General features: G+C 75.7%; 22 protein-coding genes and 2 pseudogenes. 17 read left to right on the forward strand and 7 right to left on the reverse strand.

What is annotated here, in order from left to right; genetic code table 11:
- Positions 1 to 367: 367 nt before the first annotated feature.
- A pseudogene (locus HOP40_RS22095) lies at positions 368 to 781 on the reverse strand (VOC family protein).
- Between the two features lie 161 nt (positions 782 to 942).
- On the opposite strand from HOP40_RS22095, the gene HOP40_RS22100 reads away from it, so the two are divergent.
- The gene (locus HOP40_RS22100) at positions 943 to 1479 is read left to right on the forward strand and encodes a sigma-70 family RNA polymerase sigma factor (protein WP_172161576.1); all 537 of its coding nucleotides are present in this window, start codon (positions 943 to 945) and stop codon (positions 1477 to 1479) included.
- Positions 1476 to 2138: an anti-sigma factor family protein gene (locus HOP40_RS22105; protein ID WP_172161578.1), complete on the forward strand. Its 663-nt coding sequence runs from the start codon at positions 1476 to 1478 to the stop codon at positions 2136 to 2138. Before HOP40_RS22100 ends, HOP40_RS22105 begins: the two co-directional genes overlap by 4 nt.
- Here the strand turns inward: HOP40_RS22105 and HOP40_RS22110 are convergent.
- The 5 genes and pseudogenes from HOP40_RS22110 to HOP40_RS36840 all read right to left on the reverse strand — a co-directional run.
- Complete coding sequence (locus HOP40_RS22110; protein WP_240157203.1) at positions 2135 to 2683, reverse strand: class F sortase; 549 nt, start codon at positions 2681 to 2683, stop codon at positions 2135 to 2137. The two genes, HOP40_RS22105 and HOP40_RS22110, sit on opposite strands and share 4 nt — an antisense overlap.
- A 31-nt stretch (positions 2684 to 2714) precedes the next feature.
- The gene (locus HOP40_RS22115; protein ID WP_172161582.1) at positions 2715 to 3413 is read right to left on the reverse strand and encodes a CHRD domain-containing protein; all 699 of its coding nucleotides are present in this window, start codon (positions 3411 to 3413) and stop codon (positions 2715 to 2717) included.
- Positions 3414 to 3492: 79 nt separating this feature from the next.
- Positions 3493 to 3867 carry a VOC family protein gene (locus tag HOP40_RS22120; RefSeq protein ID WP_172161584.1) on the reverse strand — a complete coding sequence of 125 codons (375 nt, stop codon included), beginning with the start codon at positions 3865 to 3867 and terminating at the stop codon, positions 3493 to 3495.
- A gap of 44 nt (positions 3868 to 3911) precedes the next feature.
- Positions 3912 to 4700, reverse strand: a complete 789-nt coding sequence (locus HOP40_RS36040; RefSeq protein ID WP_240157204.1) for a hypothetical protein — start codon at positions 4698 to 4700, stop codon at positions 3912 to 3914.
- Positions 4701 to 5124: 424 nt separating this feature from the next.
- Positions 5125 to 5778 (reverse strand): annotated as a pseudogene (locus tag HOP40_RS36840) (MEDS domain-containing protein); the annotation flags it as partial.
- 73 nt (positions 5779 to 5851) lie between these two features.
- Here HOP40_RS36840 and uraD (HOP40_RS22130) point away from each other — a divergent pair.
- The 8 genes from uraD (HOP40_RS22130) (at position 5852) to HOP40_RS22160 (ending at position 14716) form a co-directional block, all read left to right on the forward strand.
- Positions 5852 to 7783, forward strand: coding sequence for a 2-oxo-4-hydroxy-4-carboxy-5-ureidoimidazoline decarboxylase (gene uraD / locus HOP40_RS22130; protein WP_240157205.1), 1932 nt, complete (start codon positions 5852 to 5854; stop codon positions 7781 to 7783).
- A complete protein-coding gene (gene uraD / locus HOP40_RS22135) occupies positions 7780 to 8274 on the forward strand; it encodes a 2-oxo-4-hydroxy-4-carboxy-5-ureidoimidazoline decarboxylase (protein WP_172161586.1) in 495 nt (164 codons plus the stop codon). The genes uraD (HOP40_RS22130) and uraD (HOP40_RS22135) overlap by 4 nt, the downstream gene beginning before the upstream one ends.
- A complete protein-coding gene (gene uraH, locus HOP40_RS22140) occupies positions 8271 to 8588 on the forward strand; it encodes a hydroxyisourate hydrolase (RefSeq protein WP_172161588.1) in 318 nt (105 codons plus the stop codon). The genes uraD (HOP40_RS22135) and uraH overlap by 4 nt, the downstream gene beginning before the upstream one ends.
- A 4-nt stretch (positions 8589 to 8592) precedes the next feature.
- The gene (pucL, locus tag HOP40_RS22145; RefSeq protein WP_172161590.1) at positions 8593 to 9438 is read left to right on the forward strand and encodes a factor-independent urate hydroxylase; all 846 of its coding nucleotides are present in this window, start codon (positions 8593 to 8595) and stop codon (positions 9436 to 9438) included.
- Between the two features lie 136 nt (positions 9439 to 9574).
- Positions 9575 to 12544 (forward strand): ATP-binding protein, encoded by a 2970-nt coding sequence (locus tag HOP40_RS22150; RefSeq protein WP_172161592.1) that lies wholly within the window; start codon positions 9575 to 9577, stop codon positions 12542 to 12544.
- Positions 12545 to 12615: 71 nt separating this feature from the next.
- The gene (locus HOP40_RS36635; protein WP_338053029.1) at positions 12616 to 13200 is read left to right on the forward strand and encodes an FAD-binding oxidoreductase; all 585 of its coding nucleotides are present in this window, start codon (positions 12616 to 12618) and stop codon (positions 13198 to 13200) included.
- Positions 13200 to 13859: a BBE domain-containing protein gene (locus HOP40_RS36640; protein ID WP_338053030.1), complete on the forward strand. Its 660-nt coding sequence runs from the start codon at positions 13200 to 13202 to the stop codon at positions 13857 to 13859. Before HOP40_RS36635 ends, HOP40_RS36640 begins: the two co-directional genes overlap by 1 nt.
- Positions 13856 to 14716, forward strand: a complete 861-nt coding sequence (locus tag HOP40_RS22160) for an SDR family oxidoreductase (protein WP_172161593.1) — start codon at positions 13856 to 13858, stop codon at positions 14714 to 14716. The genes HOP40_RS36640 and HOP40_RS22160 overlap by 4 nt, the downstream gene beginning before the upstream one ends.
- A 35-nt stretch (positions 14717 to 14751) precedes the next feature.
- On the opposite strand, the gene HOP40_RS22165 is transcribed toward HOP40_RS22160, so the two are convergent.
- On the reverse strand, positions 14752 to 16281 hold the full coding sequence (locus tag HOP40_RS22165; protein ID WP_172161595.1) for a PucR family transcriptional regulator: 1530 nt from the start codon (positions 16279 to 16281) through the stop codon (positions 14752 to 14754).
- Between the two features lie 93 nt (positions 16282 to 16374).
- Between HOP40_RS22165 and HOP40_RS22170 the strand changes: the two genes are divergently transcribed.
- The 7 genes from HOP40_RS22170 to alc all read left to right on the forward strand — a co-directional run bounded on the left by HOP40_RS22170 (position 16375) and on the right by alc (position 24160).
- Positions 16375 to 17244 (forward strand): FAD binding domain-containing protein, encoded by an 870-nt coding sequence (locus HOP40_RS22170; RefSeq protein WP_172161597.1) that lies wholly within the window; start codon positions 16375 to 16377, stop codon positions 17242 to 17244.
- Positions 17241 to 17705, forward strand: a complete 465-nt coding sequence (locus HOP40_RS22175; RefSeq protein WP_172161599.1) for a (2Fe-2S)-binding protein — start codon at positions 17241 to 17243, stop codon at positions 17703 to 17705. Before HOP40_RS22170 ends, HOP40_RS22175 begins: the two co-directional genes overlap by 4 nt.
- A complete protein-coding gene (locus HOP40_RS22180; RefSeq protein WP_240157206.1) occupies positions 17702 to 19081 on the forward strand; it encodes an 8-oxoguanine deaminase in 1380 nt (459 codons plus the stop codon). The genes HOP40_RS22175 and HOP40_RS22180 overlap by 4 nt, the downstream gene beginning before the upstream one ends.
- The gene (gene pucD / locus HOP40_RS22185; RefSeq protein WP_172161601.1) at positions 19078 to 21393 is read left to right on the forward strand and encodes a xanthine dehydrogenase subunit D; all 2316 of its coding nucleotides are present in this window, start codon (positions 19078 to 19080) and stop codon (positions 21391 to 21393) included. The genes HOP40_RS22180 and pucD overlap by 4 nt, the downstream gene beginning before the upstream one ends.
- A 2-nt stretch (positions 21394 to 21395) precedes the next feature.
- On the forward strand, positions 21396 to 21773 hold the full coding sequence (locus tag HOP40_RS22190; protein WP_172161603.1) for an allophanate hydrolase-related protein: 378 nt from the start codon (positions 21396 to 21398) through the stop codon (positions 21771 to 21773).
- A gap of 72 nt (positions 21774 to 21845) precedes the next feature.
- The gene (gene allB / locus HOP40_RS22195) at positions 21846 to 23159 is read left to right on the forward strand and encodes an allantoinase AllB (protein ID WP_172161605.1); all 1314 of its coding nucleotides are present in this window, start codon (positions 21846 to 21848) and stop codon (positions 23157 to 23159) included.
- The gene (gene alc / locus HOP40_RS22200; RefSeq protein WP_172161607.1) at positions 23156 to 24160 is read left to right on the forward strand and encodes an allantoicase; all 1005 of its coding nucleotides are present in this window, start codon (positions 23156 to 23158) and stop codon (positions 24158 to 24160) included. Before allB ends, alc begins: the two co-directional genes overlap by 4 nt.
- Positions 24161 to 24184: the final 24 nt, after the last annotated feature.

The following is a 24184-nucleotide window of genomic DNA, read 5'->3' on the forward strand; positions in this document are numbered from 1 at the left end:
CGGACGCAGGGGCGCGGGCCGACCCGCGCCTTGGAGGCCCGTTGCGGGCGCCCTGAACAGCCGGCACCCCGCGGGGACCCCGCCCGCGCCGCGCATACAGGCCCATGCCACGCCGTCGAGCACCAGCAGCCCGAACGCGGACGCGCGCACGTCCGTCGCACGTCCTCCCCGCGGCCGGGTGCAGAACCGAGCGGGAGGCCGGTCAGCGTCGAGGTGGCGGCAACGGTGGGGAGGTCCGCGGCCCCACAGGCACGGGCCGACCCCGTTGCAGGCGCCCTGACCGGGACGCGGGGCACCCGAGGCGGGAGCGGGGCGAGGCGAGCAGGCGACCGCCGGCGCTCGTCCCCGGCGTTCCGGTCGTCGGGCCTCAGCCCTGGTCGCCGAGGATGTTGACCATCCAGTCCACGCCGAACCGGTCGGTGCACATGCCGAAGGTGTCGCCCTACGGCGCCTTCTCCAGCGGGACGGTGACGCTGCCGCCGTCGGCCAGTCCCTCCCAGTAGCCGCGCAGGGTGGTCTCGTCGTCGCCGCTGAGCGAGATGGTGCCGTTGGTGCCGATCTCCATCGAGTCGGGCACGTCGGCGGCCATCAGGGTCAGGCCGTTGTCGGTGACGAGCTGGGCGTGCATGACCTTGTCCTGCTCGGAGTCGTCCAGGCCCATGCCGCCGGACTCGGCGAACGTGCTGACGGTGGGGGTGCCGCCGAACACCGACGCGTAGTGCTCCATGACCTCGCGGGTGCCGGTGCGGAAGTTGAGGTACGGGTTGAGCGAGATGGCCATCGTCGTCCTCCGGTGCTGGCTCGACCGGCCGCGGCGCGCGAACCGGGGCGCGAATGCTAGACCCGTCGGCGCCGGGCTGAACACCGACGGCCTCCCGTGCGTATGCACCCCTGACGACGGGCGGGGGCGGTGCGGTGCGGGGACCGGACACGGGGTGGCGGGTGCCCCCGACCGCGCCCGGGCTGGGCAGCGAGGCCGAGCTGAGGGCGGCCTACGACGCGCACGGCCCCGAGCTCTACCGCTACGCCGTGCGCCAGCTGCGCGACGAGGGGACGGCGCAGGAGGTCGTGCAGGAGGTGTTCCTGCGGGCCTGGCGCCGGGCGGGCAGCTTCGATCCGTCGGTGGCGAGCCTGCGGGTCTGGCTGTTCGCGATCGCCCGCAACGCGGTCGTCGACGAGGTCCGCCGCGTAGCCGTGCGACCCTGGCGCCGCACCCTGACCGGGGAGCCGCCGGAACCGCCGGGCACCGCGGTCGACGCGACCGAGCAGGCGGTGCTGGACGGCTGGCTGGTCGAGGAGGCGCTGCGCCGGATCCGGCCCGAGCACCGGGAGGCGGTCGTGCAGACGCACCTGCTGGGCCGCCCGCACGCCGAGGTCGCCGCCGAGCTGGGCGTGCCGGTCGGCACACTGCGCAGCCGGATCTTCTACGGGCTCAAGGCCCTGCGGCTGGCGATGGACGAGATGGGGGTGGAACCGTGAACGCCGACGAGCACCGCACGCTGCGCGAGTCGCTGGGCGTCTACGCCCTGGGGCAGCTGCCGCCCGGTGAGGCGACGGCGCTGCGCGCGCACCTCGACGGCTGCGCGTCCTGCTCGGCCGAGCTGGCCGAGATCGCCCCGGTCGTCGGTGCTCTCGGGCGCGTCGACCCCGCGCACCTCGACGTCCCCCCGGCACCGCCCGCGTGGCTGGGCGACCGGATCGTCGCCCGCGCCGCCGCGGAGCGGGTCCCGTCGCGCCCGGGCCGGGGCGGGCGGCTCCTGCTGGCGGCCGCCGCGGTGGTGCTCGCGGGCCTCGCCGGGGCCGGGGGCTACGCGCTCGGCACGGGCACCGATCCCGCCGTGCCGCGCGAGCCCGTCGCCCTGCGCACCGCCGACCCCGCCGTCGAGGCCAGCGCGACGGTCGTCCCGCACACGTGGGGCGTCGAGATCACGCTGGCCGCCGACGGCTTCCGGCCGGGCGCGGTCTACCGCGTCGTCGTCATCGACGACGGCGGCCGCGCGGTGGGCGCGGGGGAGTTCGTCGGCACCGGCGCGAACCCGATGCTGTGCAACCTCAACTCGTCGGTGCTGCGCGCCGACGCCGCCGGGTTCGACGTCGTCGACGCGGCCGGGCGGGTCGTCGTGCACGGGGAGCTCTAGATCCTGGTGGCGTGCACGACCAGGTTGTCGGTGTAGCTGCGCGCGCCGCGGTCGAACCCGCCCGCGCACGTGACCAGCCGCAGCACGTCGTCGGGGGTCGCGCCGAACACGGCGAACGTGGGGAAGGCGTCCTTGTCGACCTGCTCGGTCCGCTCGACGGCGTAGCGCGCCGGCGTCCCGTCCGCGGCGGTCACCTCGACGACGTCGCCGGGGCGCAGGTCGCGCAGGCGGTGGAAGACGGCGGGGCCGTCGGCAGAGTCGACGTGGCCGAGCAGGACGGTCGGCCCGCGCCCGCCCGGGCGCCCGCCGCCGCGGAACCAGCCCGCGCGGTCGAAGTCCTGCGGCACCTCGGCGGCGCCCTCGGCGGTGAGGCCCAGGGAGAGCAGGTCGGAGCGGACCCCGATCGCCGGGATGGCGACGGCGGCGGGCTCGGCGAGCACCGCGGCCGGAGCCGGTGCCGGGGCGGCGGCCGCAGCGACCGGCGCGGGTGCGGCGGCGGGCGCGGGTGCACCGGCCGCGCACCCCGTCGTCAACAGGCCCGCCACCAGGAGGAGCGTGGCCCCACCGCGTCCCGCATCAGTCCTGCTGCGCACGCCGCCGGACCAGTACCGTGCCCGCCGCGCCGACCAGCGCCGCCGCGCCGAGCGCGGCCGGCGCCCACGACCCGCCGCCGGCCGTGCCCCCGGCACCGGTGGCGACCCCGCCCATCGGCACGCTCGTCAGCTGCCCGCGCACCGCGCCCGCCGTGAAGGTGGCGGTGTGGGTGTCGGTGGAGAAGGCCGACGGGTCGGCCTCGATCGCGGCGAGCGAGAAGCCCTCGCCGGTGTCGGCGCCGTTCGCCATGATCCCCGTGGTGAACGGTCCCTGCAGGCAGCCCTCGCTGCGCAGGATGCCGTCGCCCGCGTCCTGCGGGTCCGGGAACGCGATGCGCGGCGGGCCGGCGGCGCCCTCGGCGGCCTGGTGGATGTGCGTGGCCGTGCGGGCCGGGCTCATGTACGGCGGGGTGACGCCGCGCAGCGTGATGTCGTAGCAGATGATCTCGAGCTCGCTGTTGATCCGGTAGTCGAACGTCCCGGTCGCGCCGGGCTCGCCGGGCGTCACGACGCCGTCGGGGTTGACGACCGCGTCGGGCGTCGCCATGGCGGTGATCATGCTGGTGAAGCTGCTCGGCTCGGGCACCTCGGCGTCCTGCGCGGACGCGACGCCGGCCGACAGGGCGACGGCGGAGGTGGTCAGGGCGGTCAGGATCGCGACCCGGCGGACGGTGCGGCGCATGGTTCTCCTCGTGCGGGGGATCGTGCGGTTCCCCGGTGGGTACGCGCCCCGCCCGCCCGGCGTTCACGGCGCCGGCGCCTCACCCCTCCCCGGCCCGCCGCGGCGGCAGGACGCAGAACTCGTTGCCCTCCGGGTCGGCCAGCACGACCCAGCGCTGGCCGGGGGCGTCGTCGACGCGGGTGGCGCCCAGCCCGACCAGGCGCTGGACCTCCTGCTCCTGCGTCCCGTCGACGGGTGCGAGGTCGAGGTGCATCCGGTTCTTGACGCGCTTGGGGTCGGGCACCGGCTGCAGCAGGAGGACGGGGCCCCCGCCCGTGCCGATCTCCACGTACCCCACCCCGTGCGCGTCGTCCCAGCGCCGCTCGACCGACGTCCCGAGCGCCGCGGTCCAGAAGGCGGCGCAGCGGTCGACGTCGACGCAGTCCAGGGCGAGGGCGATCGGTCGGCTCGTCATCCCCGCGACGGTAGGGCGGCGCGGCGGGACGTGCAGGGGTCGCGTCAGCCGTCGACGACCTCGAACGCGCGGTGCAGACCCAGCATGCCGAGCAGCCGGCGGTCGAGGTCCGACGCCCCGACCAGCCGCACCGGGCGCCCGCTCCGCTCCTGGGCCTGCACGACGGCGCGCCACGCGGCGACCGCGCCGAAGCGCAGGAGCGTGCAGTCGACGACGAGCAGCGGCTCGCCGTCACCCATCGCCTCGGTGACGGCGGCGCCCAGGACGTGCGCGTTGGACAGGTCGGCCTCCCCCTCGAGGACCAGCAGCCCGGGCCGCGGGCGGTGCACGTGCAGCAGCGACTTCCCCCAGGCGGAACCGTGCCGGGCGAACGCCTGCGCCAGCTCGCCGGGGCCGGTCACGTCGTCGTAGCGGCACACGGCCGTGACGCCGTGCTCCTGCCAGGACCGCGCGAGCACGCCCTCGAACGCCGCGAACCCCTCCGCGGTGAGCACCTGGCGGGCGGCCGCGGGCCCGCCGAAGGTCCGCACCGCCAGCCGCCGGCCCTCCGACGCCGCCTCGACCAGCTCGTCGTACCCGCCGCCGTAGAACCGGTCGGGCTCGACGACGGACACCCGGCCGTCCTGCGCGTCGGCGAGCGCGTCGACCCCGTTGGCGGCGAGCAGCGCCACGAGCGCGTCGACGTCGGGCACCCCGACGCCGCCGACGTAGATCATGGCCTCGGCGTTGTCGACGCCGTGCCGGGCCCACCGGGCCAGGCCGGGGTCGTCGGACCCGGTCGGGGCGAGGTCGAGCTGGTGACCGGTCCCGGCGGTGCTCGCACGGGCCGTCACCGCGGCACCGCGATCTCGAGCACCCCGCCGGGCCCCACCCGACCGACACCGCGGGGGCGGAGCGGACGGCCAGGGACAGTCCGTGCAGCGGGTCGTCGGGCGGCACCGCCGTGCGCAGGACCGCCTCGTCGGGGCGGGGGAGCCGCGCGGGCCACGAGACGCGCAGCGCGTACCCGCCGCGCGCCCGGTCCAGGCCCACCCACACCCCGGTGCCGGTCTCGACCACCGCCGTGACCGCCTCGGTCGCGACGAGCACGAGCTCGGCGAGCACGCCCGGCGGGAGGTCCGCGGCGCGCTCGCGCACCCAGTGGCGCAGCGCGCCCAGCGCGGCGCGGCCGATCACCACGAGCGCCGGCGCCGAGCCGTCGCCGAGGTCGGGGTTGGGCCCCTCCACCCCGCCGACGACCAGCAGCGGGTGGGTCCGCCGCGCGGCCGCCACCTCCTCGCCGGAGACCGCCCGCAGGTCGTACAGGCAGGTGTTGTCGGCGGGCCGCTCCGCCGCGGCGATGCCCACCTCGCGCTCCAACCGGTAGCAGAAGTCCCCGGTCCCGTCGTGCGGGTGCCCGGGGTCGTACTCGACGACGCTGCTGAGCCGGCCGCCGCGCTGCCGCAGCCCGTCGACCATGCCCAGGTAGTTGGCGATCATCGCGTCGACCGACTCCGCGTGCACGTCCCGCAGGTCGCGGAAGTGCACCGCCGGGGCGTCGGCGCCGAGCAGGTCCTCGACGGTGCGGCGCAGCCGCGGGCCGAGCACGGCGACCGCCGACTCGCCCCGACCCACCGACTCGTGCAGCCGCGCCACCACCACCTGCGCCCCCTCGGCCTCGTCGCCGTACAGCACGGCGCGGTGCACGAACGGTGCGGGCGCAGCCATCAGCGGACCTCCACGGTGTGCGCGCGGCGGGTCGTCGCCCGCCGCTCGCGTCATGGCGATGCTAGGCACGATCGCGGCCCGTCGCCGGGTCGGGCTCCGCCGTCCGCGGCGCTGCGGGCTCGTCGGATCGCACAACCGGCGGGCGCCGTGACGGCCGCGCTTCGTCGTTTCGGTGGGTGGCCGGGCCGGGCGCCCGGCCGTCATCGTGAGTCGGATCTCACAGCCCGTCCTGCTCAGCCCCCCTCTCTGCCCCCAGCCCCTTTTGCGAGGTGTCCCCGTGCGCGGAACGAAACGCCCACCCCGGTCCGGTCGCCGGCCCCACCCGGTCGACGAGGTGCTCCCGGCGGGGCAGCTCGCCGTCTACGGCTTCCAGCACGTGCTCGCGTTCTACGCGGGGGCGGTGATCGTCCCCATCCTGCTGGCCGGGGCGATCGGGCTCTCCGAGCGCGAGCTGATCCACCTGATCAACGCCGACCTGTTCACCTGCGGCATCGCCTCGATCATCCAGTCCGTCGGGTTCTGGAAGGTCGGGGTGCGGCTGCCGCTGCTGCAGGGCGTCACGTTCACGGCGGTGTCGCCGATGATCGCCATCGGGCTCGCGGCGGGTGGCGGCACGGACGGCCTGCTGGTCATCTACGGCGCCGTGATCGTCGCCGGGCTCGCGACGTTCTTCATCGCCCCGTTCTTCTCGCGCCTGATCCGCTTCTTCCCGCCCGTCGTCACGGGGTCGGTCATCCTCATCATCGGGCTCGCGCTGCTGCCGGTGGCCGCGCTCGACGCCGTCGGCGGCGGCACCGACCCGCAGCCGGGCGACCCGCGCAACCTCGCCTACGCGCTCGGCACGCTGCTCGTCATCGTCGCGATCCAGCGGATCTTCCGCGGGTTCATGGCGACGGTCGCGGTGCTCGTCGGGCTGGTGCTCGGCACGCTCGTGGCCTGGGGCCTGGGCGACGCCACGTTCAGCGCGGTCGGCGAGTCGTCCTGGATCGGGGTGACGACGCCGTTCTACTTCGGCTGGCCGCAGTTCAGCGCCGCCGCGATCGTCTCGATGATCGTCGTCATGCTGATCACGGCCGTCGAGACCACCGGGGACGTGTTCGCGACCGGCGAGATCGTCGACAAGCGCGTCGGCAAGGAGGACGTCGCCCGCGCCCTGCGCGCCGACGGCCTCGCCACGACGATCGGCGGCGTCCTCAACTCCTTCCCCTACACGTGCTTCGCCGAGAACGTCGGGCTCGTCCGGCTGACGCGGGTCAAGAGCCGCTACGTCGTGGCCGCCGCGGGCGTGATCATGATCCTGATCGGGCTGATCCCGAAGGCCGGGGCGATCGTCGCCGGCATCCCGCACCCGGTGCTGGGCGGGGCGGCGCTGGCGATGTTCGCGACGGTCGCGGTGGTCGGCATCCAGACGCTCGCGCGCGTCGACTTCCACGACCACCGCAACGTCGTCATCGTCGGCTCCAGCGTGGGGCTCGCGATGTTCGTGACCGCGCAGCCCGACGTCGCCACCGCCGTGCCGCAGTGGGCGCAGATCGTCTTCGGCTCCGGCATCACGCTGGGCAGCATCACCGCGATCGTGCTCAACGTCGTGTTCCACCACGTCGGGCGCAACCGCGGCCCGGCCGTCGCCGGCACGCCCGGGGCCGTGGTGCGCCTGGCCGAGGTGAACAAGATGAGCCGCGCGGAGTTCGTCGCGACCTTCGGCCGGCTGTTCCAGGGCTCGGGCGAGGTGGTGGGCCGCGCCTACGACCGCAGGCCCTTCGCCGACACGTCCGCGCTGCGCAGCGCGTTCCAGGAGGCGCTGTTCTCGGCGCCGCGCGAGGAGCAGCAAGCGCTGATGGCGCACTACCCCGATCTCGGCGGCGACCGCGTCGCCGACGGCGACGAGGGCGAGGACTCCACGCGCGACCAGTCGGCCGCGGGCCTGACCCGGCTCACCGAGACCGACCGCGAGGAGTTCGCCGCGCTGGCCGCCGCCTACCGCGAGCGCTTCGGCATCCCGCTGATCGTGTGCGTCCGCGACGCCGCCACGCGCGAGCAGATCCTGCGCGCCGGCTGGCAGCGCCTGGACAACTCCCCGGCGCAGGAGCACGCCGCCGCCCTGATCGAGATCGCGAAGGTCGCGGGGCACCGGTTCGCCGACCTCGTCGCCGACGCGAACCCGATCGCCAGCGCCCGGGCCAGGGCGTTCGGGCGGGAGGCGCGGTGAGCACCGCGTCCTCCTGCACCACCGCGTCCTTCGACACCTCGCCGACCGCCGAGCGCGACCTCCTCGCGCTCTGCGCGGCGCCCCGCTGGGCGCGCGAGGTCGCGGCCGGGCGGCCCTACGGCACGCTCGACGCCCTGCTCGACGCCGCCGACCGCGCCCTGACCGACGCCGACCTCGACGCCGCCATGGCCGGGCACCCGCGCATCGGCGACCGCACCGCGGGTGGACGGTCGCGGCGCGAGCAGGGCGCGGTGACCGCCGCCGGCACCGACGTCCTCGACGCGCTGGCCGCGGGCAACCGCGCCTACGAGGAGCGGTTCGGCCACGTCTACCTGGTGTGCGCCACCGGTCGCAGCGCCGAGGACCTGCTCGCGACGCTGCACGCGCGCCTGCGCCACGACCCCGCCACCGAGCGGGCCGTGGCGCTGGCCGAGCTGGCGGCGATCAACCGGATCCGGCTGCGGCAGCTGCTGTCGGAGGAGGCGGCGTGAGCCTCTCGACCCACGTCCTCGACGCGGCGCTGGGCCGCCCGGCCGCCGGCGTCGCCGTCCGGCTGACGCGGGGGAGCGCGCTGCTGGCCGAGGACGTCACCGACGCCGACGGGCGCGTCGGGCGCCTGGCCGCCGACCTCGCCGCCGGCGCCCACACGCTCACGTTCGACACCGGCGGCTACTTCGCCGCCACCGGCCAGACGGGGTTCTACCCCGAGGTCGCCGTCACCTTCACCGTCACCGACCCGGGGGAGCACCACCACGTGCCGCTGCTGCTGTCCCCCTTCGCCCACTCGACCTACCGCGGGAGCTGAACTGATGGGAATCGTCCTGGGGACCAACCAGTACGGGAAGGCGGAGAACCGGGTCGTCCGGATCCACCGCGAGACCGACCGCCACGAGATCCGCGACGTCACCGTCTCCACGGCACTGCGCGGGGACTTCACCGCGGCGCACCGCCACGGCGACCAGTCCGACGTCCTGCCGACCGACACGCAGAAGAACACCTGCTACGCCTTCGCGAAGTCGCACGGGCTGGGCGAGATCGAGGACTACGCGCTCGCGCTGGCCCGGCACTTCGTCGACGACGTCGCGCCGGTGCGGGGCGCGCGCATCGCCGTCGACGAGTTCGCCTGGGAGCGGGTGCCGGTGGGCGGGACCGGCCACGACCACGCGTTCGTGCGCAGCGGGTCGGAGGTGCGGACCACCGTGGTGACCGTCGACGACGACGGCGCGCAGGTGGTGTCCGGGCTGCGCGACCTGGTGCTGCTCAAGTCGACGGGCTCGGAGTTCGCGGGCTTCCTGGTGGACGGGTACACGACGCTGGCGCCCACCCACGACCGGATCATGTCGACGTCGCTGGTGGCGACCTGGACCTACACGGGCACCGAGGTGAGCTGGGACAAGACCTGGGCCGACGTGCGGCGGATCCTGCTGGAGCGCTTCGCCTGCGTGCACTCCCTCGCGCTGCAGCAGACGCTGTGGGAAATGGGGAAGGCGGTGCTGGAGGAGCATCCGGAGATCGCGGAGGTGAGCCTGTCGGCGCCCAACCGGCACCACTTCGTCGTGGACCTCGCGCCGTTCGGGCTGGAGAACCGCAACGAGGTGTTCTACGCGGCCGACCGGCCGTACGGGCTGATCGAGGCGACGGTGGGGCGGGACTGACCGGCCTTGCAGGAAAGCCACGTTCACGCAGCCCCGTTGCGTGAACGTGGCTTTCCTGCAACTCGCGGGGGGCGCAACGCGGGGGCGCCGGGACCGGCGGGGTGACGGCACCCCCGTCGACCGTGACACTGTCCGGGTGCAGCCGATCGCGAGGATCCGGGTGCTCGGCCGGTTCGACCTCAGCCTGGGCGGCGTGCGGGTGCCGCCGCTGGAGTCCGCCCGCGCCGAGTCGCTGCTCGCGTTCCTGCTGCTGCACCGGGGCACCGCCACGCCGCGCCAGCACCTGGCGTTCGTGCTGTGGCCGGACTCGACGGAGGCGCAGGCCCGCACCAACCTGCGACACCTCCTGCACACGCTCCGCCACCGCCTCCCCGACGCCGACCGCTACCTCGAGGTCACGTCCCGGACCGTCGGCTGGCGGGCCGACGCCCCGTGCTGGCTCGACGTCTCCGCCTTCGAGGACCTGCTCGACGCACGCGGTGACGGCAGGCCGGAGGCGGTGCGCGACGCCGTCGCGCTCTACACCGGGGACCTGCTGGAGGGCTGCTACGACGACTGGTTGCACGACGAGCGCGAACGGCTGCGGCAGCGGCAGCTCGGCGCGCTCGGGGAGCTCGCCACCGCGTGCGAGGCGCGCGGCGACCTGGACGACGCGGTCGGCCACGCCGAGCGGCTGCTGCGCGGCGACCCGCTGCGCGAGGAGACCCACCGGCAGCTGATGCGCTGCCACGAGGCGCGCGGCGACCGGGCCCGGGCGGTGCGGGCCTACCACGTCTGCTGCTCCACGCTGGAGCGCGAGCTGGGTGTGCGGCCGTCGGCCGAGACGGACGCGGTCTACCGGAGGCTGGTGCGCCACCCGCTCGAGCCGGCACCGGCGGCGAGGGCGGGGCCACCGCTCGTCGGACGCGCCCACGAGCAGGCGCAGCTCGCCGCGGCGTGGCGCTCCACCGACGCGGGGCAGGTCCGGCTGGTGCTGGTGAGCGGTGAGGCCGGGGTGGGGAAGTCCCGTCTGGTCGAGGAGTTCCGCGCCTGGTGCCGGCGTCGCGGCGCCGCGGTCGCCGATGCCCGCTGCTACCCCGCGGAGGGATCGCTCGCCTACGCCCCCGTGGTCACCTGGCTGCGCTCCGCGGCGCTCCGGACGCGGCTGCCGCGCCTCGACACGGGGCGGCTCACCGAGCTCGCCCGTCTCGTGCCCGAGCTGCTGGTCGAGGTTCCCGACGTCCCGCCTCCCGCTCCGCTGCCCGAGGGCGACCAGCGGCGTCGGCTGTTCGACGCCGTCGCCGCGGTCGTCCTCGCCGGCGGTGGGCCGTTGCTGCTGGTCGTGGACGATCTCCAGCACGTCGACCGGGAGACCTGCCGGCTCCTGCACTACCTGCTGCGGGTGCAGCCCGACGCGCGCCTGCTCGTGGTGGCGACCGCGCGCCGCGAGGACGTCGAGGCCGACCAGCCGGTGCACGAGCTGCTCGCCGGCGCCCGCGCCCGGGAGTGCCTCGCGGAGATCGCACTGGGCCGGCTGGGGCGCGACGAGACCGCGGTGCTCGCCGAACGGGCCCTCGGCGCCCGCCTCTCCCGCTCCGACGTCCAGCACCTCTACGACGAGACGGAGGGCAACCCGCTGTTCGTCGTCGAGGCCCTGCGGGCGGGCTGGACGCCGGACAGCTCGCTGAGCCCGCGCGTGCAGTCGGTGATCGACGCGCGCCTGGCGCAGCTCAGCGTGCCGGCCAGGGACCTGGCCGGGCTGGCGGCGGCGATCGGGCGCGAGTTCAGCGCCGACGTGCTGGCCGCGGCCGCCGATGCCGACGAGGACACCGTGGTGGGCGGCCTGGACGAGCTGTGGCGGCGGCAGATCGTCCGCGAGCGCAGCGAGGGCGCGGCCGGGGGGACGTACGACTTCAGCCACGACAAGATCCGCCAGGTCGCCTACCTGCACGTCAGCCCGGCACGACGGCGCCGCCTGCACGCGCGGATCGCGGCGGCGCTGGAGCGGACCCACCTGAGCGACCCGGGTCCGGTGAGCGTGCAGATCGCCGTGCACCTCGACCGGTCCGGCGCGGTTGCGCCCGCCGTGGAGTGGTACTGCCGCGCCGCCCGGGCGGCCCAGCTGCTGCACGCCGGTGCCCAGGCCGTGCGGTTGCTGGACCGGGGCCTGGAGCTGCTGCTCGACCTGCCCGGGTCGCCGGACCGGGATGCGCGCGAGCTCGACGTCCGCACCGCGCTGCTCGCGCCGCTGGTGTCGGTCGGGACCTACGCCTCGTCCGCGATGTCGGAGAACCAGCACCGCGCCCTCACCCTCGCGCGGGTGCTCGGGGTCGAGCCGGCGCCCCCGCTGCTGCGCTCGCTGGCCGTGAGCGCGCTGACCCGGTCGGAGTTCGCGCAGGCCGAGGACTTCGGCCGGCGACTGCGCAGGGCGGCCGACCGCGACGGCGACGACGTCCTCGTCGTCGAGGCCGCCTACGTCACGGGCATCGCGGCGTTCTGGCAGGCCGACCTGGAGACGGCGCGCCCGCAGTTCGAGCTCGCCGTCGAGCGGTACCGGGCGCGGGACCACACGACCCACGTCATCCGCTACGCCCACGACCCGAAGGTGGTCTGCCTGAGCAGGCTCGCCAACACCCTCTGGTTCCTCGGCCTGCCCGACGACGCCCGCACGGCGAGGGCCGCGGCGCTCGACTGGGCCACCGCGGTCGGGCACCGGTTCAGCCGGACCATCGCGCTGACCTTCGGCGCGCTGCTCGCGCTGGACATGGGGGACGAGCGGGAGCTCCGCGAGCACGTCGCCGAGCTGTCGGTCGTCGGTCACGAGGCGGTGACCCGGCACGTCGCCACGGCGTTCACCGGGTACGTGGCGGTCCTCGACGGTGACACCGACGACGGCAGGGCCGCGATCAGGGCTGCCGTCGAGCACACCCGCGGCGGCGGGGGCGCGCCCGGGCAGCACGCCATCATGCTGCGGCTCCTGCTCGCGGCGCACCTCGCCGCCCGCGACACCGTCGCCGCGCTCGACGTCGCCGACCGGCTGCTCGCGACGGGGGGCACCGCCCGGCTCTGGGCGCCGCACGCCCGCCGCGTGCGGACGGACCTCGCACGGGGCACCGGGCCGGCGTAGCGGAGGAACGCTCGTGGAACGGCGGGTGCCGCACCGTGGCGTCCGAGCAACCCGGCTCGGAGGAGGACCCCATGACCGCGACCATGAGCAAGGACTTCCAGGGCGTGCTGCTGCAGCCCGGTGACGACGGCTACGACGCCGCGCGATCGGTCTGGAACGCCGGGATCGACCGGCGCCCGGCGCTGATCGCGCGCTGCCTGTCACCCGCCGACGTGGCGTGGGCGCTGGCGCACGCGCAGCGGAACGGGCTGGAGGTGGGCGTGCGCGGCGGCGGGCACAACTACGGCGGCGCCGCCGTGCCCGAGGGCGGCCTGATGATCGACCTGACCGGGCTCGACCAGGTCACCGTCGACCCGGCGGGACGGCGCGCGCGCTGCGGCGGCGGCGCGACCCAGGCCCAGCTCGACGCGGCCGCTCAGGAGCACGGGCTCGCGGTGACCGGCGGGACCATCAGCCACACCGGGGTCGGCGGGCTCACCCTCGGCGGCGGCATGGGGTGGCTGACGCGCGCGTGCGGGCTGGCCGTCGACAACCTGGTGTCGGCCGAGGTCGTGCTGCCGGACGGGCGCTGCGTGCGGGCCGCCGCCGACGAGCACCCCGATCTGCTGTGGGCGCTCACGGGCGGCGGGGGCAACTTCGGTGTGGGATCGTGGTGATGAACGCGCCGCCCGCGCCGTTCATCCCCGAGCAGCACCACTCCGCCCTCGGCGTCGGCCTGGTGGTGGTCGGCTTCTCGTCCCCCGACGAGCACGCTGCGCTCCTGGCGCCGGCGCGGGAGTCGTTGCCGCCGCTGTTCGAGTTCGGCAACGGGATGCCCTACGTCGCGCTGCAGCAGATGCTCGACGAGAGCGCGCCCTACGGGATCGTGCACGCCTACAACAAGTCGCTCTCCCTCGACGAGCTCACCGACGAGGCCGTCGACGTCATCGTGGACCGGCTGCCGGGCAAGGCCTCGCCGATGAGCCTGCTCCCGATCTTCCCGCTCGGCGGGGCCTTCGCCGACGTCGACGACGACGCGACCGCGTTCGGTGGCAGCCGCGCGGCCCGGTTCGTCGTCAACATGGACGCCATCGCCCTCGACCCGGCCACCCTGGCGGCCGACCGGGAGTGGGTCCGCGCGCTGTGGGAGGCGCTGCGCCCCTTCGCCGCCGGCTCGGGCAGCTACGTGAACTTCATGACCGACTACGAGGAGGACCGCGTCCGGGCCGCCTACGGCCCGGCGAAGTACGACCGGCTCGCCGCGGTCAAGGCGGAGTACGACCCGGGCAACGTGCTGCACCGCAACGCGAACATCAGGCCGGGCGGTGCGCGATGACGACCCTGGTGATCGGCGCGACCGGCACCGTCGGCTCCCACGTGGTGGACGAGCTGCTCGGCCGCGGTCTGGCGGTGCGGGCGTTCGTCCGGGACCGGGCGCGGGCGGCCGCCGTCCTCGACCGCCGGGCCGAGCCGGTCGACGGCGACGTCACCGACCCGGCGTCGATCCGCGCCGCGCTCGACGGCGTCGAGCGCGTGCTCCTCTGCACCCCCAACCACCCTCAGCAGGTGGAGCACGAGACGAACGTGATCGACGCGGCGGCCCGGGCCGGTGTCCGGCGACTGGTCAAGATCGGGGCGTGCGGCGCGCAGATCGGCTCGCCGCTCGCGTTCTGGGACGCGCACGGCCGCATCGAGGCGCACCTGCGGCGGTCGGGCGTGCCGGCCGTCGTCCTGCGGCCCAGCAGCTACACCTCCAACCTGCTCGCCGCGGCGGACGCGGTCGCGCGGACGGGGACGCTGTTCGCGCCCGCGGGGGGCGCGAAGGTCACGCTGATCGACCCGCGTGACGTCGCGGCCGTGGCCGCGGTGGTGCTCACCGAGGGGGGCCACGAGGGACGGACCTACACGCTCACCGGGCCCGAGGCCGTGACCCACCACCAGGTGGCGCAGGAGCTCTCCGCCGTGACGGGGCGGGAGGTGGAGTACGTCGACGTGCCGGACGAGGCCGCCCGGGCGGAGATGGTCCGGGCCGGCGTCCCCGACTGGACGGCCGACCAGCTGGTGATCCTCTGGGGCGAGCTGCGCCGGGGCGCGATGGCCACCACGACCGATGTGGTGCGGGTGCTCACCGGGCGGGAGCCGCGGACCACGCTCCGGTTCCTCCGCGACCACGCGGCGGCCTTCCGGCCCTGAGCCGTCATCTCCGGGACCCGCCCCCTCGGCGGGCGTCAGCGGCACCTCAGCGCCAGGAACACGTCCACCCGGTCCCCGAACACCCCCAGGTCGCGTCCCGTCAGCTCCTCCACCCGCCCGATCCGGTAGCGCACCGTGTTGACGTGCAGGTGCAGCCGCTCCGCCGCCCGGCTCCACGAGCCCGAGCAGTCCAGGAACGCCTCCAGGGTCTCCCGCAGCCCCGCGTCGTTGCGGGCGTCGTAGGCCAGCACCGGGTCCAGGACGCGCGCCGCGAACGCCCGGCGGACCTCGTCGGGCACGGTGGCCAGCAGGGCGACGTGCGTCGTGACGTCGGCACCGGTGACGACGTGCAGCACGCCCGGCCGGTGCTCGGCGAGGTCGCGGGCGTGCCGCGCCTCCTGCAGCGCGCCGGCCAGCGCCTCGAGCGTCGAGGGCCGGCTCACCCCGACCGTCAGCCGCTCCGGCCCGAGCCCCGGTTCGAGCCGCGCCAGGGCGGTGCGCAGGGCGTCGGGGTCGCCGGGCAGCAGCGCGACGGCCAGCCCGTCGTGCACGCCCACGGCGGGCGTCCCGTGCCCGATGCCGTGCGACGCCGCGTCGACGAGCACGGCCCGCGCGATCTCGAGGCGGTCGGGGCGGTCGACGAACCCGGCGACGGCGACGGTCAGCGGCGCGGCGGGGTCCAGCCCGGCCTGGCGGAGCCGCGTGGCGGTCTCCGGGCGGTTGCCGGCCCCGCCCGCGACCAGCGCGATCGCGTCCTCGGCGATGTCGCGGGCCACCCGCAGGCCCTCGCTGCGCCGGGCCCGGTCGAGCGCGGCGATGGCGACGAGCTCGTCGACGGCGTCGGCGGACTCGGCGTCCCAGCCCGGGAACGCCCCCTCGACGGCCACGAACCACGACGTCGCCCGCTGCTCGGACGCCGGCCCCACCGGGAACACCGAGTGCGCGCCGCCGGGCACCACCGCGGGCAGCCGCGCGGCGGTGAGGAACGCCGCGGCGATGCGGTCGAGCTCGGCGTCGGGCAGCGGGTGCGGGCCGGCGACGATGCCGCGCCCGGTGGCGCTGAGCACCCGGCACACGAGCCCGGTGGCCGCGCCGACCTGCGCCACCAGCTCGTCGAGCCCCATCCCGCCCGCCACGGCCGACAGCAGCCGCCGCTGGCGCCCGACCGTGTGCGCGAGGCGCTCGCCCCGCGCGGCCGACAGCGCGCCGACGACGAGCTCGGTGACGGCCGAGAACGACGTCTCCTCGGGCACCTCGATCAGCGGCACGTCGTGGCGGCGGCAGGCGTCGAGGACGTCGTCGGGGATGCCGCCGAACACCGCGGCGCCGGCGGCGAGCGCGGCCGTGCCCGAGGCGGCGAGCGCGGCGACGAACCGCTCGCTGTCGGCCGGGTCGCGCCGCCACACCAGGCCGCTGATCACCAGCTCGCCGCCCGACAGGTAGCGGCCCGGGTCGATGAGGTCCGTCGTGTAGACCCAGCGCACCGGGCGCTCCAGCGACGCGGCGTCGCCGTGCAGCAGGCGCAGGCCCAGGGCGGGGTGCGCGACGAGTTCCCGCAGCAGCATTGGAGGAACGTACAACTCCGGGAGGCTGTGCGGTCGCTGTTTCGTCACGGCGGCGACTTCTCGCCGAGACCGCACGGCGCTGTACTGCTACCCATGGACTTCCTGGCGCCCACCACCTGGGCCGAGGCCCTCGCGGCCAAGGCGGAGCACCCCGACGCGCTGCCCGTCGCGGGCGGCACCGACGTCATGGTCGAGATCAACTTCGACCACCGCAGGCCGCCCGCCCTCCTCGACCTCACCCGCGTCCCCGAGCTGCGGGAGTGGGCGCCCGACGGCGGCCGCATCCGGCTGGGCGCGGGCGTCACCTACTCCCGGGTCATCACCGAGCTCGGTGCGACGCTGCCCGGCCTGGCGATGGCGGCGCGGACGGTCGGGTCCCCGCAGATCCGCAACCGCGGCACCGTCGGGGGCAACCTCGGCGCCGCCTCGCCCGCCGGCGACAGCCACCCGGCGCTGCTGGCCGCCGACGCCGACGTCGAGGTGGCGTCGGTGCGCGGCACGCGGACGATCCCGGTCGCGGAGTTCTTCACCGGCGTCAAGCGCAACGCGCTCGCGCCCGACGAGCTCATCGCCGCCGTGCGCATCACGCCGCCGGCGGGCCCGCAGCAGTTCTGCAAGATCGGCACCCGCAACGCGATGGTGATCGCGGTGTCGGCGTTCGGCATCGCGCTGCACCCCGACCGCCGCGCGGTCGGCACCGGCATCGGCAGCGCCGCCCCGACCCCGCGCCGCGCCACCGCGGCCGCGGAGTTCCTGGCGGGCGAGCTGGAGGCCGGCGGGCTGTGGGAGTCGCGCGGCGAGCTGCCCGAGGGCCTCGCCGTCGAGTTCGGCCGCCGGGTGCGCGACGCCGCCGCCCCGATCGACGACGTGCGCGGCACCGCCGCGTACCGCCTGCACACCCTGTCCGTGATGGCGCGACGCGCGGCCACGTGGGCCTGGACCGACTACAGGAGCGCCGCATGAGGATCTCGCTGACCGTCAACGGGAACCGGCACGACGTCGACGACGTGTGGGAGGGCGAGAGCCTGCTCTACGCGCTGCGCGAGCGGATGGGCCTGCCCGGCTCGAAGAACGCCTGCGAGCAGGGGGAGTGCGGCTCCTGCACCGTCTACCTCGACGGCACTCCGGTCTGCTCGTGCCTGGTCGCGGCCGGCCAGGCGCAGGGCCGCGAGGTCACGACGGTCGAGGGCCTCGCCGACGAGGAGCTGCACCCGGTGCAGCAGGCCTTCGTCGAGTGCGGCGCGGTGCAGTGCGGCTTCTGCACGCCCGGCCTGATCGTCTCCACCCACGACCTGCTGGAGCGCAACCCCGCGCCGAGCGACCCGGAGATCCGCGAGGCCCTGGCCGGCAACCTCTGCCGCTGCACGGGCTACGAGAAGATCCTGGACGCGGTGCGCCTGGCCTCGGAGAGGACGGAGCAGTGACCACCGACGGAGTGAGCATCGAAGGCGCCCACGTCGTCACGGTGACCGGCGAGGAGTTCCCCGACGGGCACGTGGTGGTGGAGGGCAACCGGATCACCGCGGTCGGCCCCGGCCCGGCCCCCCTCGTGAGCGGCGATCGTGGCCAGGGCCACGGTTCGCACGCACGGGTGGACGGCCGCGGCTGCCTGCTCACCCCCGGCTTCGTCAACACCCACAACCACCTCTACCAGTGGGTCACCCGCGGCCTGGCCGTCGACTCCACGCTCTTCGAGTGGCTCACCACCCTCTACCCGGTGTGGGCGGGCATCGACGAGGACGCGGTCCACGTCGGCGCGAGCGGCGCGCTGGCCCAGCTCGCGCTCACCGGCTGCACCACCAGCAGCGACCACCACTACGTCTTCCCCCGCGAGGGCGGCGACGTCCTGGGCGCCGAGATCCGCGCGGCGCAGGAGGTCGGGCTGCGCTTCCACACGACCCGCGGCTCGATGGACCTCGGGCAGCGCGACGGCGGCCTGCCGCCCGACCACGTCGTCGAGTCGACGGAGGCGATCCTGGCCGCGTCGGCCGACGCCGTCGCGCGCTGGCACGACCCGTCGCCGGGCTCGATGCTGCGCGTCGCGCTCGCCCCGTGCTCGCCGTTCTCGGTGACCGGCGACCTCATGCGCGAGTCGGCGGTGCTGGCCCGCGAGCTCGGCGTCGCGATGCACACCCACCTCGCCGAGACCCTCGACGAGGAGGACTTCTGCCGCGAGCGCTTCGGCTGCTCGCCCCTGGAGTACGTCGAGGGGCTGGGCTGGACCGGCGACGACGTGTGGTTCGCCCACGCGATCCACCTCGACGACGCCGCCGTGAAGCGGATCGGCGACACCGCCACCGGCGTGGCGCACTGCCCCTCGTCCAACGCCCGGCTCGGCGCCGGGATCGCCCGCACCCGCGACCTGCGCGACGCCGGCGCCCGCGTCGGGCTCGGCGTCGACGGCGCCGCCAGCAACGAGGCCGGCAGCCTGCTCGAGGAGCTGCGGCACGCCGTGCTGTTCGCCCGCGCGGTGGGCGGCCCGACCGCGCTGACCGTCCGCGACGCCCTGGAGCTCGGCACGATGGGCGGCGCCGCGGTGCTCGGCCGCGCCGACGACATCGGCTCGATCGAGGTCGGCAAACTCGCCGACCTCGCCCTCTGGCGCCTCGACGGCCTCGGCCACGTCGACGTCGCCGACCCCGTCGCCGCGCTGGTCCTCGGCTCGCCGCCGCCCCTGGAGCTGCTGCTCGTGGACGGCCGCCCGGTCGTCGAGCGCGGCCGCGTCCGGACCGTCGACACCGACGCGCTCGCCCGCGAGTGCCTGCGCGTCCACCGCACCCTGTTGGAGAAGGCGTCATGACGACCAGCCAGAGGACGACCACGCAGACGACCACCGCGGGCACCGGCCGCATCGGCGACAGCCCGCTGCGCCCCGACGCGACCCTCAAGGTCACCGGCGAGTTCGCCTACGCCTCGGACCTGTGGCACGACGACATGGTGTGGGGCGTGACGCTGCGCAGCCCGCACCCGCACGCACGCATCCTGGGCATCGACGTGACCGCGGCGCTCGCCGTGCCCGGCGTGTCCGCCGTGCTCACCGCCGATGACGTGCCCGGCCACAACGCCGTCGGGCTCGAGCACCTCGACACCCCCGCGCTGGCCACGGACGTGGTCCGCTACGAGGGCGAGCCGGTGGCGCTGGTCGCGGCCGACCACCCCGAGACCGCCCGGCGCGCCGCGAAGCGGATCGTCGTCGACTACGAGGTCCTGCCCGCCGTCACCGACCCCCGGCGCGCGCTCGACGACGACGCACCGGTCGTCCACGAGGGGCACGAGGGCGGCAACCTCGTCCGCAAGATGCAGATCCGCCGCGGCGACCCGGCCCCGACCGCGCCCGTCGTGGTCGCGCTGGACTTCGAGGTCGGCATGCAGGACCAGGCGTTCCTGGGTCCGGAGTCCGGGCTCGCCGTGCCCGCGGCCGACGGCGGCGTCGACCTGTTCGTGGCCACCCAGTGGCTGCACGTCGACCAGGGCCAGATCTGCCGCGTGCTCGGGCTGCCGCCGGAGAAGGTGCGGCTGACCCTGGCCGGCGTCGGCGGGGCGTTCGGCGGGCGCGAGGACCTCTCGATCCACGTCCACGCCTGCCTGCTCGCGCTGCGCACCGGCAAGCCGGTGAAGATGAGCTACGCCCGCGACGAGTCGTTCTACGGCCACGTCCACCGCCACCCCGCGTGGCTGCGCTACGAGTTCGGCGCCGAGACCGACGGCACGCTCGTCTACGCCAGCGCCGACATCCTGTTCGACGGTGGCGCGTACGCGTCCTCGACGGGTGCGGTCGTCGGCAACGGTGGCACGCTGGGCCTGGGCCCGTACCGGATCCCGAGCGTGCGCGTCGACGCCCGCGGGGTCTACACGAACAACCCGCCGTGCGGGGCGATGCGCGGCTTCGGCTGCGTGCAGGCCGCGTTCGCGCACGAGGCGCTGATGGACGAGCTCGCCGACCGCGTGGGCGTCGACCGCGTCGAGATCCGCGCGCTGAACGGGATGCGCGAGGGCGACCACAACATCACCGGGCAGCTGATCGACTCCGCGGCTCCGGTGGCCGAGCTCATCCGGATCGTGCGGGACATGCCGCTGCCGGCCCCGCGCGAGGACGGCGCCGACATCCGCGAGCTGCCCGGCGGTGTCTCCAACACCACGCACGGTGAGGGCGTCGTGCGCGGCGTCGGGTACGCCGTCACCTACAAGAACGTCGGGTTCTCCGAGGGCTTCGACGACTACTCGACCGCGCGCGTGCGCCTGGAGATGACCGGCGGGGAGCCGGTCGTCACCGTGCACACGGCGGCGGCCGAGGTCGGGCAGGGCCTGATCACCGTCGAGCAGCAGATCTGCCGCACGGAGCTGGGCGTCGACCGGGTCGTCGTGACACCGGCGGACACGACCGTCGGCTCCGGCGGCTCGACGTCGGCGTCGCGGCAGACCTACGTCACCGGCGGGGCGGTCAAGGCGGCCTGTGAGGCCGTGCGCGCGTCGGTGCTGGCCCGCGTCGGCGTCCCGGACTGCCGACTGGAGGGCGACAAGATCGTCTCCGCGCACGGCGAGGTGGTCGTGTCGCTGGCCGAGGTGCTCGGCGACGGGGCCGTGGAGGAGACCGTGGAGTGGCGCCACCGGCCCACCCAGGAGATCGACCCGGAGACCGGCCAGGGCGACGCGCACGTGCAGTACGCGTTCTCGGCGCACCGCGCCGTCGTCGACGTCGACGTGGAGCTGGGGCTGGTGAAGGTCGTCGCGCTGGACACCGCGCAGGACGTGGGCCGGGCGATCAACCCCGACGCCGTGATCGGCCAGATCCAGGGCGGCAGCGCCCAGGGCATGGGCCTGGCGCTGATGGAGGAGATCGTCGTGACCGACGGGAAGGTCCGCAACCCGTCGTTCACCGACTACCTGATCCCGACGATCCTGGACATGCCGCCGATGCAGGTCGCGGTGCTCGAGTACGCCGACCCGCACGCGCCCTACGGCGTCCGCGGCGTCGGCGAGCCCCCGACGATCAGCTCGGGCCCGGCCGTCGCGGCGGCGATCCGCGCGGCGACGGGCAAGGCGCTGCGCCGCGTGCCGGTGCGGCCGGAGCACATCGTCGACGGACCGGACGACGCCGAGGGAGGTGCGTGAGGATGCCGCGCATGTTCCTCAACGGCACCGCCATGGCCGGCGGGGCCGAGCACCACCTCGTCGGCGGGGCGCCGCTGGTCGCGGCCACGACGACCGCGCCGCGCTACCGCTTCCACGCCGTCGGCGGGCGCTACCCGGCCCTGGAGGACGTGGGGTCCGGCGGGGCGGCGGTCGAGGGCGAGGTCTACGAGCTGTCCTACGCGCAGCTGCGCGAGGTGCTGCTGCCCGGCGAGCCCGACGGCCTGGAGCTCGGCGTGGTCGAGCTGGCCGACGGGTCCGGGTCGCTGGCGATGGTGCTGCGGCGGGAGTGCGCCGGGCTCCCGCAGCTGACCGACATCTCGGCACTGGCGAGCTGGCGGGCGTACCGGGAGGCGTCGTGATCACCGCCGACGTGCTTCCTCCCGCGGAGGCGTCGTGATCACCGCCGACGTGCTTCCTCCCGCGGTGGCGACATGATCACCGTGTTCCGCGCCGACCGCGTCGTCGTCGACGGGGCGGAGCGGCCCGCGGCGGTCGTCGTCGAGGGGGAGCGGATCGTCGCCGTCCTGCCGAAGGAGACCGACGTGGGCGGCGCCCGCGACGTGCTGCTCGGCGCCGACGAGGTGCTGCTCCCGGGGCTGGTCGACACGCACGTCCACGTCAACGAGCCCGGCCGCACCGAGTGGGAGGGCTTCGCCACCGCGACCCGCGCGGCCGCGGCGGGCGGCGTCACCACGATCGTCGACATGCCGCTGAACTCGCTGCCGCCGACCGTCGACGTGGCCGCGCTGGAGGTCAAGCGCAAGGCCGCCGACGGGCAGTGCAGCGTCGACGTCGGGTTCTGGGGCGGCGCGGTGCCGGGCAACGCGGGCGGGCTGCGCGCGCTGCACGAGGCCGGCGTGTTCGGCGTCAAGTGCTTCCTCATCGACAGCGGCGTCCCGGAGTTCCCGCCGCTGCTCGACCCGGAACCCGCGCTGCGGGAGGTCGCGTCGTTCGACGGGCTGCTCATCGCGCACGCGGAGGACGGGGACCTGGTGACGGCGGCGCACGGGCGGCGCTACGCCGACTTCGTGGCCTCCCGCCCGGCCGCGTCGGAGGACTCGGCGATCGCGGGACTGCTTCGCGCGGCCGCGGCGACCGGGGCGCGGGTGCACGTGGTGCACCTGTCCTCGGCGGGCGCGCTGCCCGAGCTCGCGGCGGCGCGGGCCGCCGGGGTGCGGGTGAGCGTCGAGACCTGCCCGCACTACCTCGCGCTCACCGCCGAGGAGGTGCCCGACGGCGACACGCGCTTCAAGTGCTGCCCGCCCGTGCGCGGCGAGGACAACCGCGACGCGCTGTGGGCCGGCCTGGCCGACGGCACGATCGACATGGTCGTGAGCGACCACTCGCCGTGCACGCCCGACCTGAAGAGCCTGGAGACGGGCGACTTCGGGCAGGCGTGGGGCGGCATCGCGTCGCTGCAGCTGGGGCTGCCCGTGGTGTGGACCGAGGCGCGCCGCCGCGGCCACTCCCTGGCCGAGGTGGTGCGGTGGATGGCCGAGCGCCCGGCCGCGCTGGTGGGGCTGGGCCGCAAGGGCCGCATCGCCGCCGGCTGCGACGCCGACCTGGCCGTGCTCGCCCCGGACGGGACGTTCACGGTGGGGGAGCTGCACCACCGCAGCCCGCTCACCCCCTACGCCGGGCGCGAGCTGCACGGGGTCGTGCGCGCCACCTGGCTGCGCGGCCACCCGGTCGACGGGGACGATCCCCGTGGCCGGCTGCTGACCCGAGGAGAGCAAGGACCATGATCGACATCGACTTCCGGGCGCTGCCCGACCTGGCCGTCCGGAACCTCGGCGGCGCCGTCGTGCACGCCAACGACGAGGCGTTCGCCGTCCGCGAGAACCTGATCACGCCGGGCCCGGCCGTGTTCGACCCGAGCACGTTCGGCCCCAAGGGCAAGGTCTACGACGGCTGGGAGACCCGCCGCCGCCGCGAGCCCGGCCACGACGAGGCGGTCGTGCGGCTCGGCGCGCCCGGGATCGTGCGGGGTGTCGTCGTCGACACGTCGTGGTTCACCGGCAACTACCCGCCGGAGGTGTCGGTCGAGGGGATCGCGCTGGACGGCCACCCGTCGGTCGGGGAGCTGCTCGCCGCCGACGGCTGGCACACCCTCGTGGGGCGCACCGCGGTCAAGGGCGACACCGAGAACGACTTCGCCGTGCGCAGCACCCGCCGGGTCACGCACGTCCGGCTGCGGATCCACCCCGACGGGGGCGTCGCCCGACTGCGCGTGCACGGCCAGGCGCTGCCCGACCCGGCGCTGCTCGACGCGCTCGGCACCGTCGACCTCGCGGCGCTGGAGCACGGCGGCGTCGTCACCGGCTGCTCCAACCTCTTCTACAGCTCGCCGAACAACCTGCTGCTGCCCGGCCCGGCCCGCTCGATGGGCGAGGGCTGGGAGACCGCACGGCGCCGCGACGACGGCAACGACTTCGTGGAGGTCGCGCTGGCCGCGGAGGGCGCCGTCGCCGTGGCGGAGCTGGACACGAGCTGGTTCCTGCACAACGCCCCGGGCTGGGCGAGCCTGCGGGGCCGGGCGGGCGAGGGGGAGTGGGTCGACCTCCTGCCGCGCACGCCGTTGCGGCCCGACACCCGCCACCGCTTCGTGCTCGCCGACCCGCCGCCCGTCGACCGGGTACGGCTGGACGTCTTCCCCGACGGCGGCATGGCCCGCCTGCGGCTGCACGGCACGCCCACCACCGCGGGCCGGGCGGAGCTCGAGCGCCGCTGGACCGCCGCGCGCTAGCCCGCCGCCGTCCCATCCCCCTCA

It is taken from the genome of Pseudonocardia broussonetiae (genome assembly GCF_013155125.1).
In the GTDB taxonomy this organism is placed as follows: domain Bacteria; phylum Actinomycetota; class Actinomycetes; order Mycobacteriales; family Pseudonocardiaceae; genus Pseudonocardia; species Pseudonocardia broussonetiae.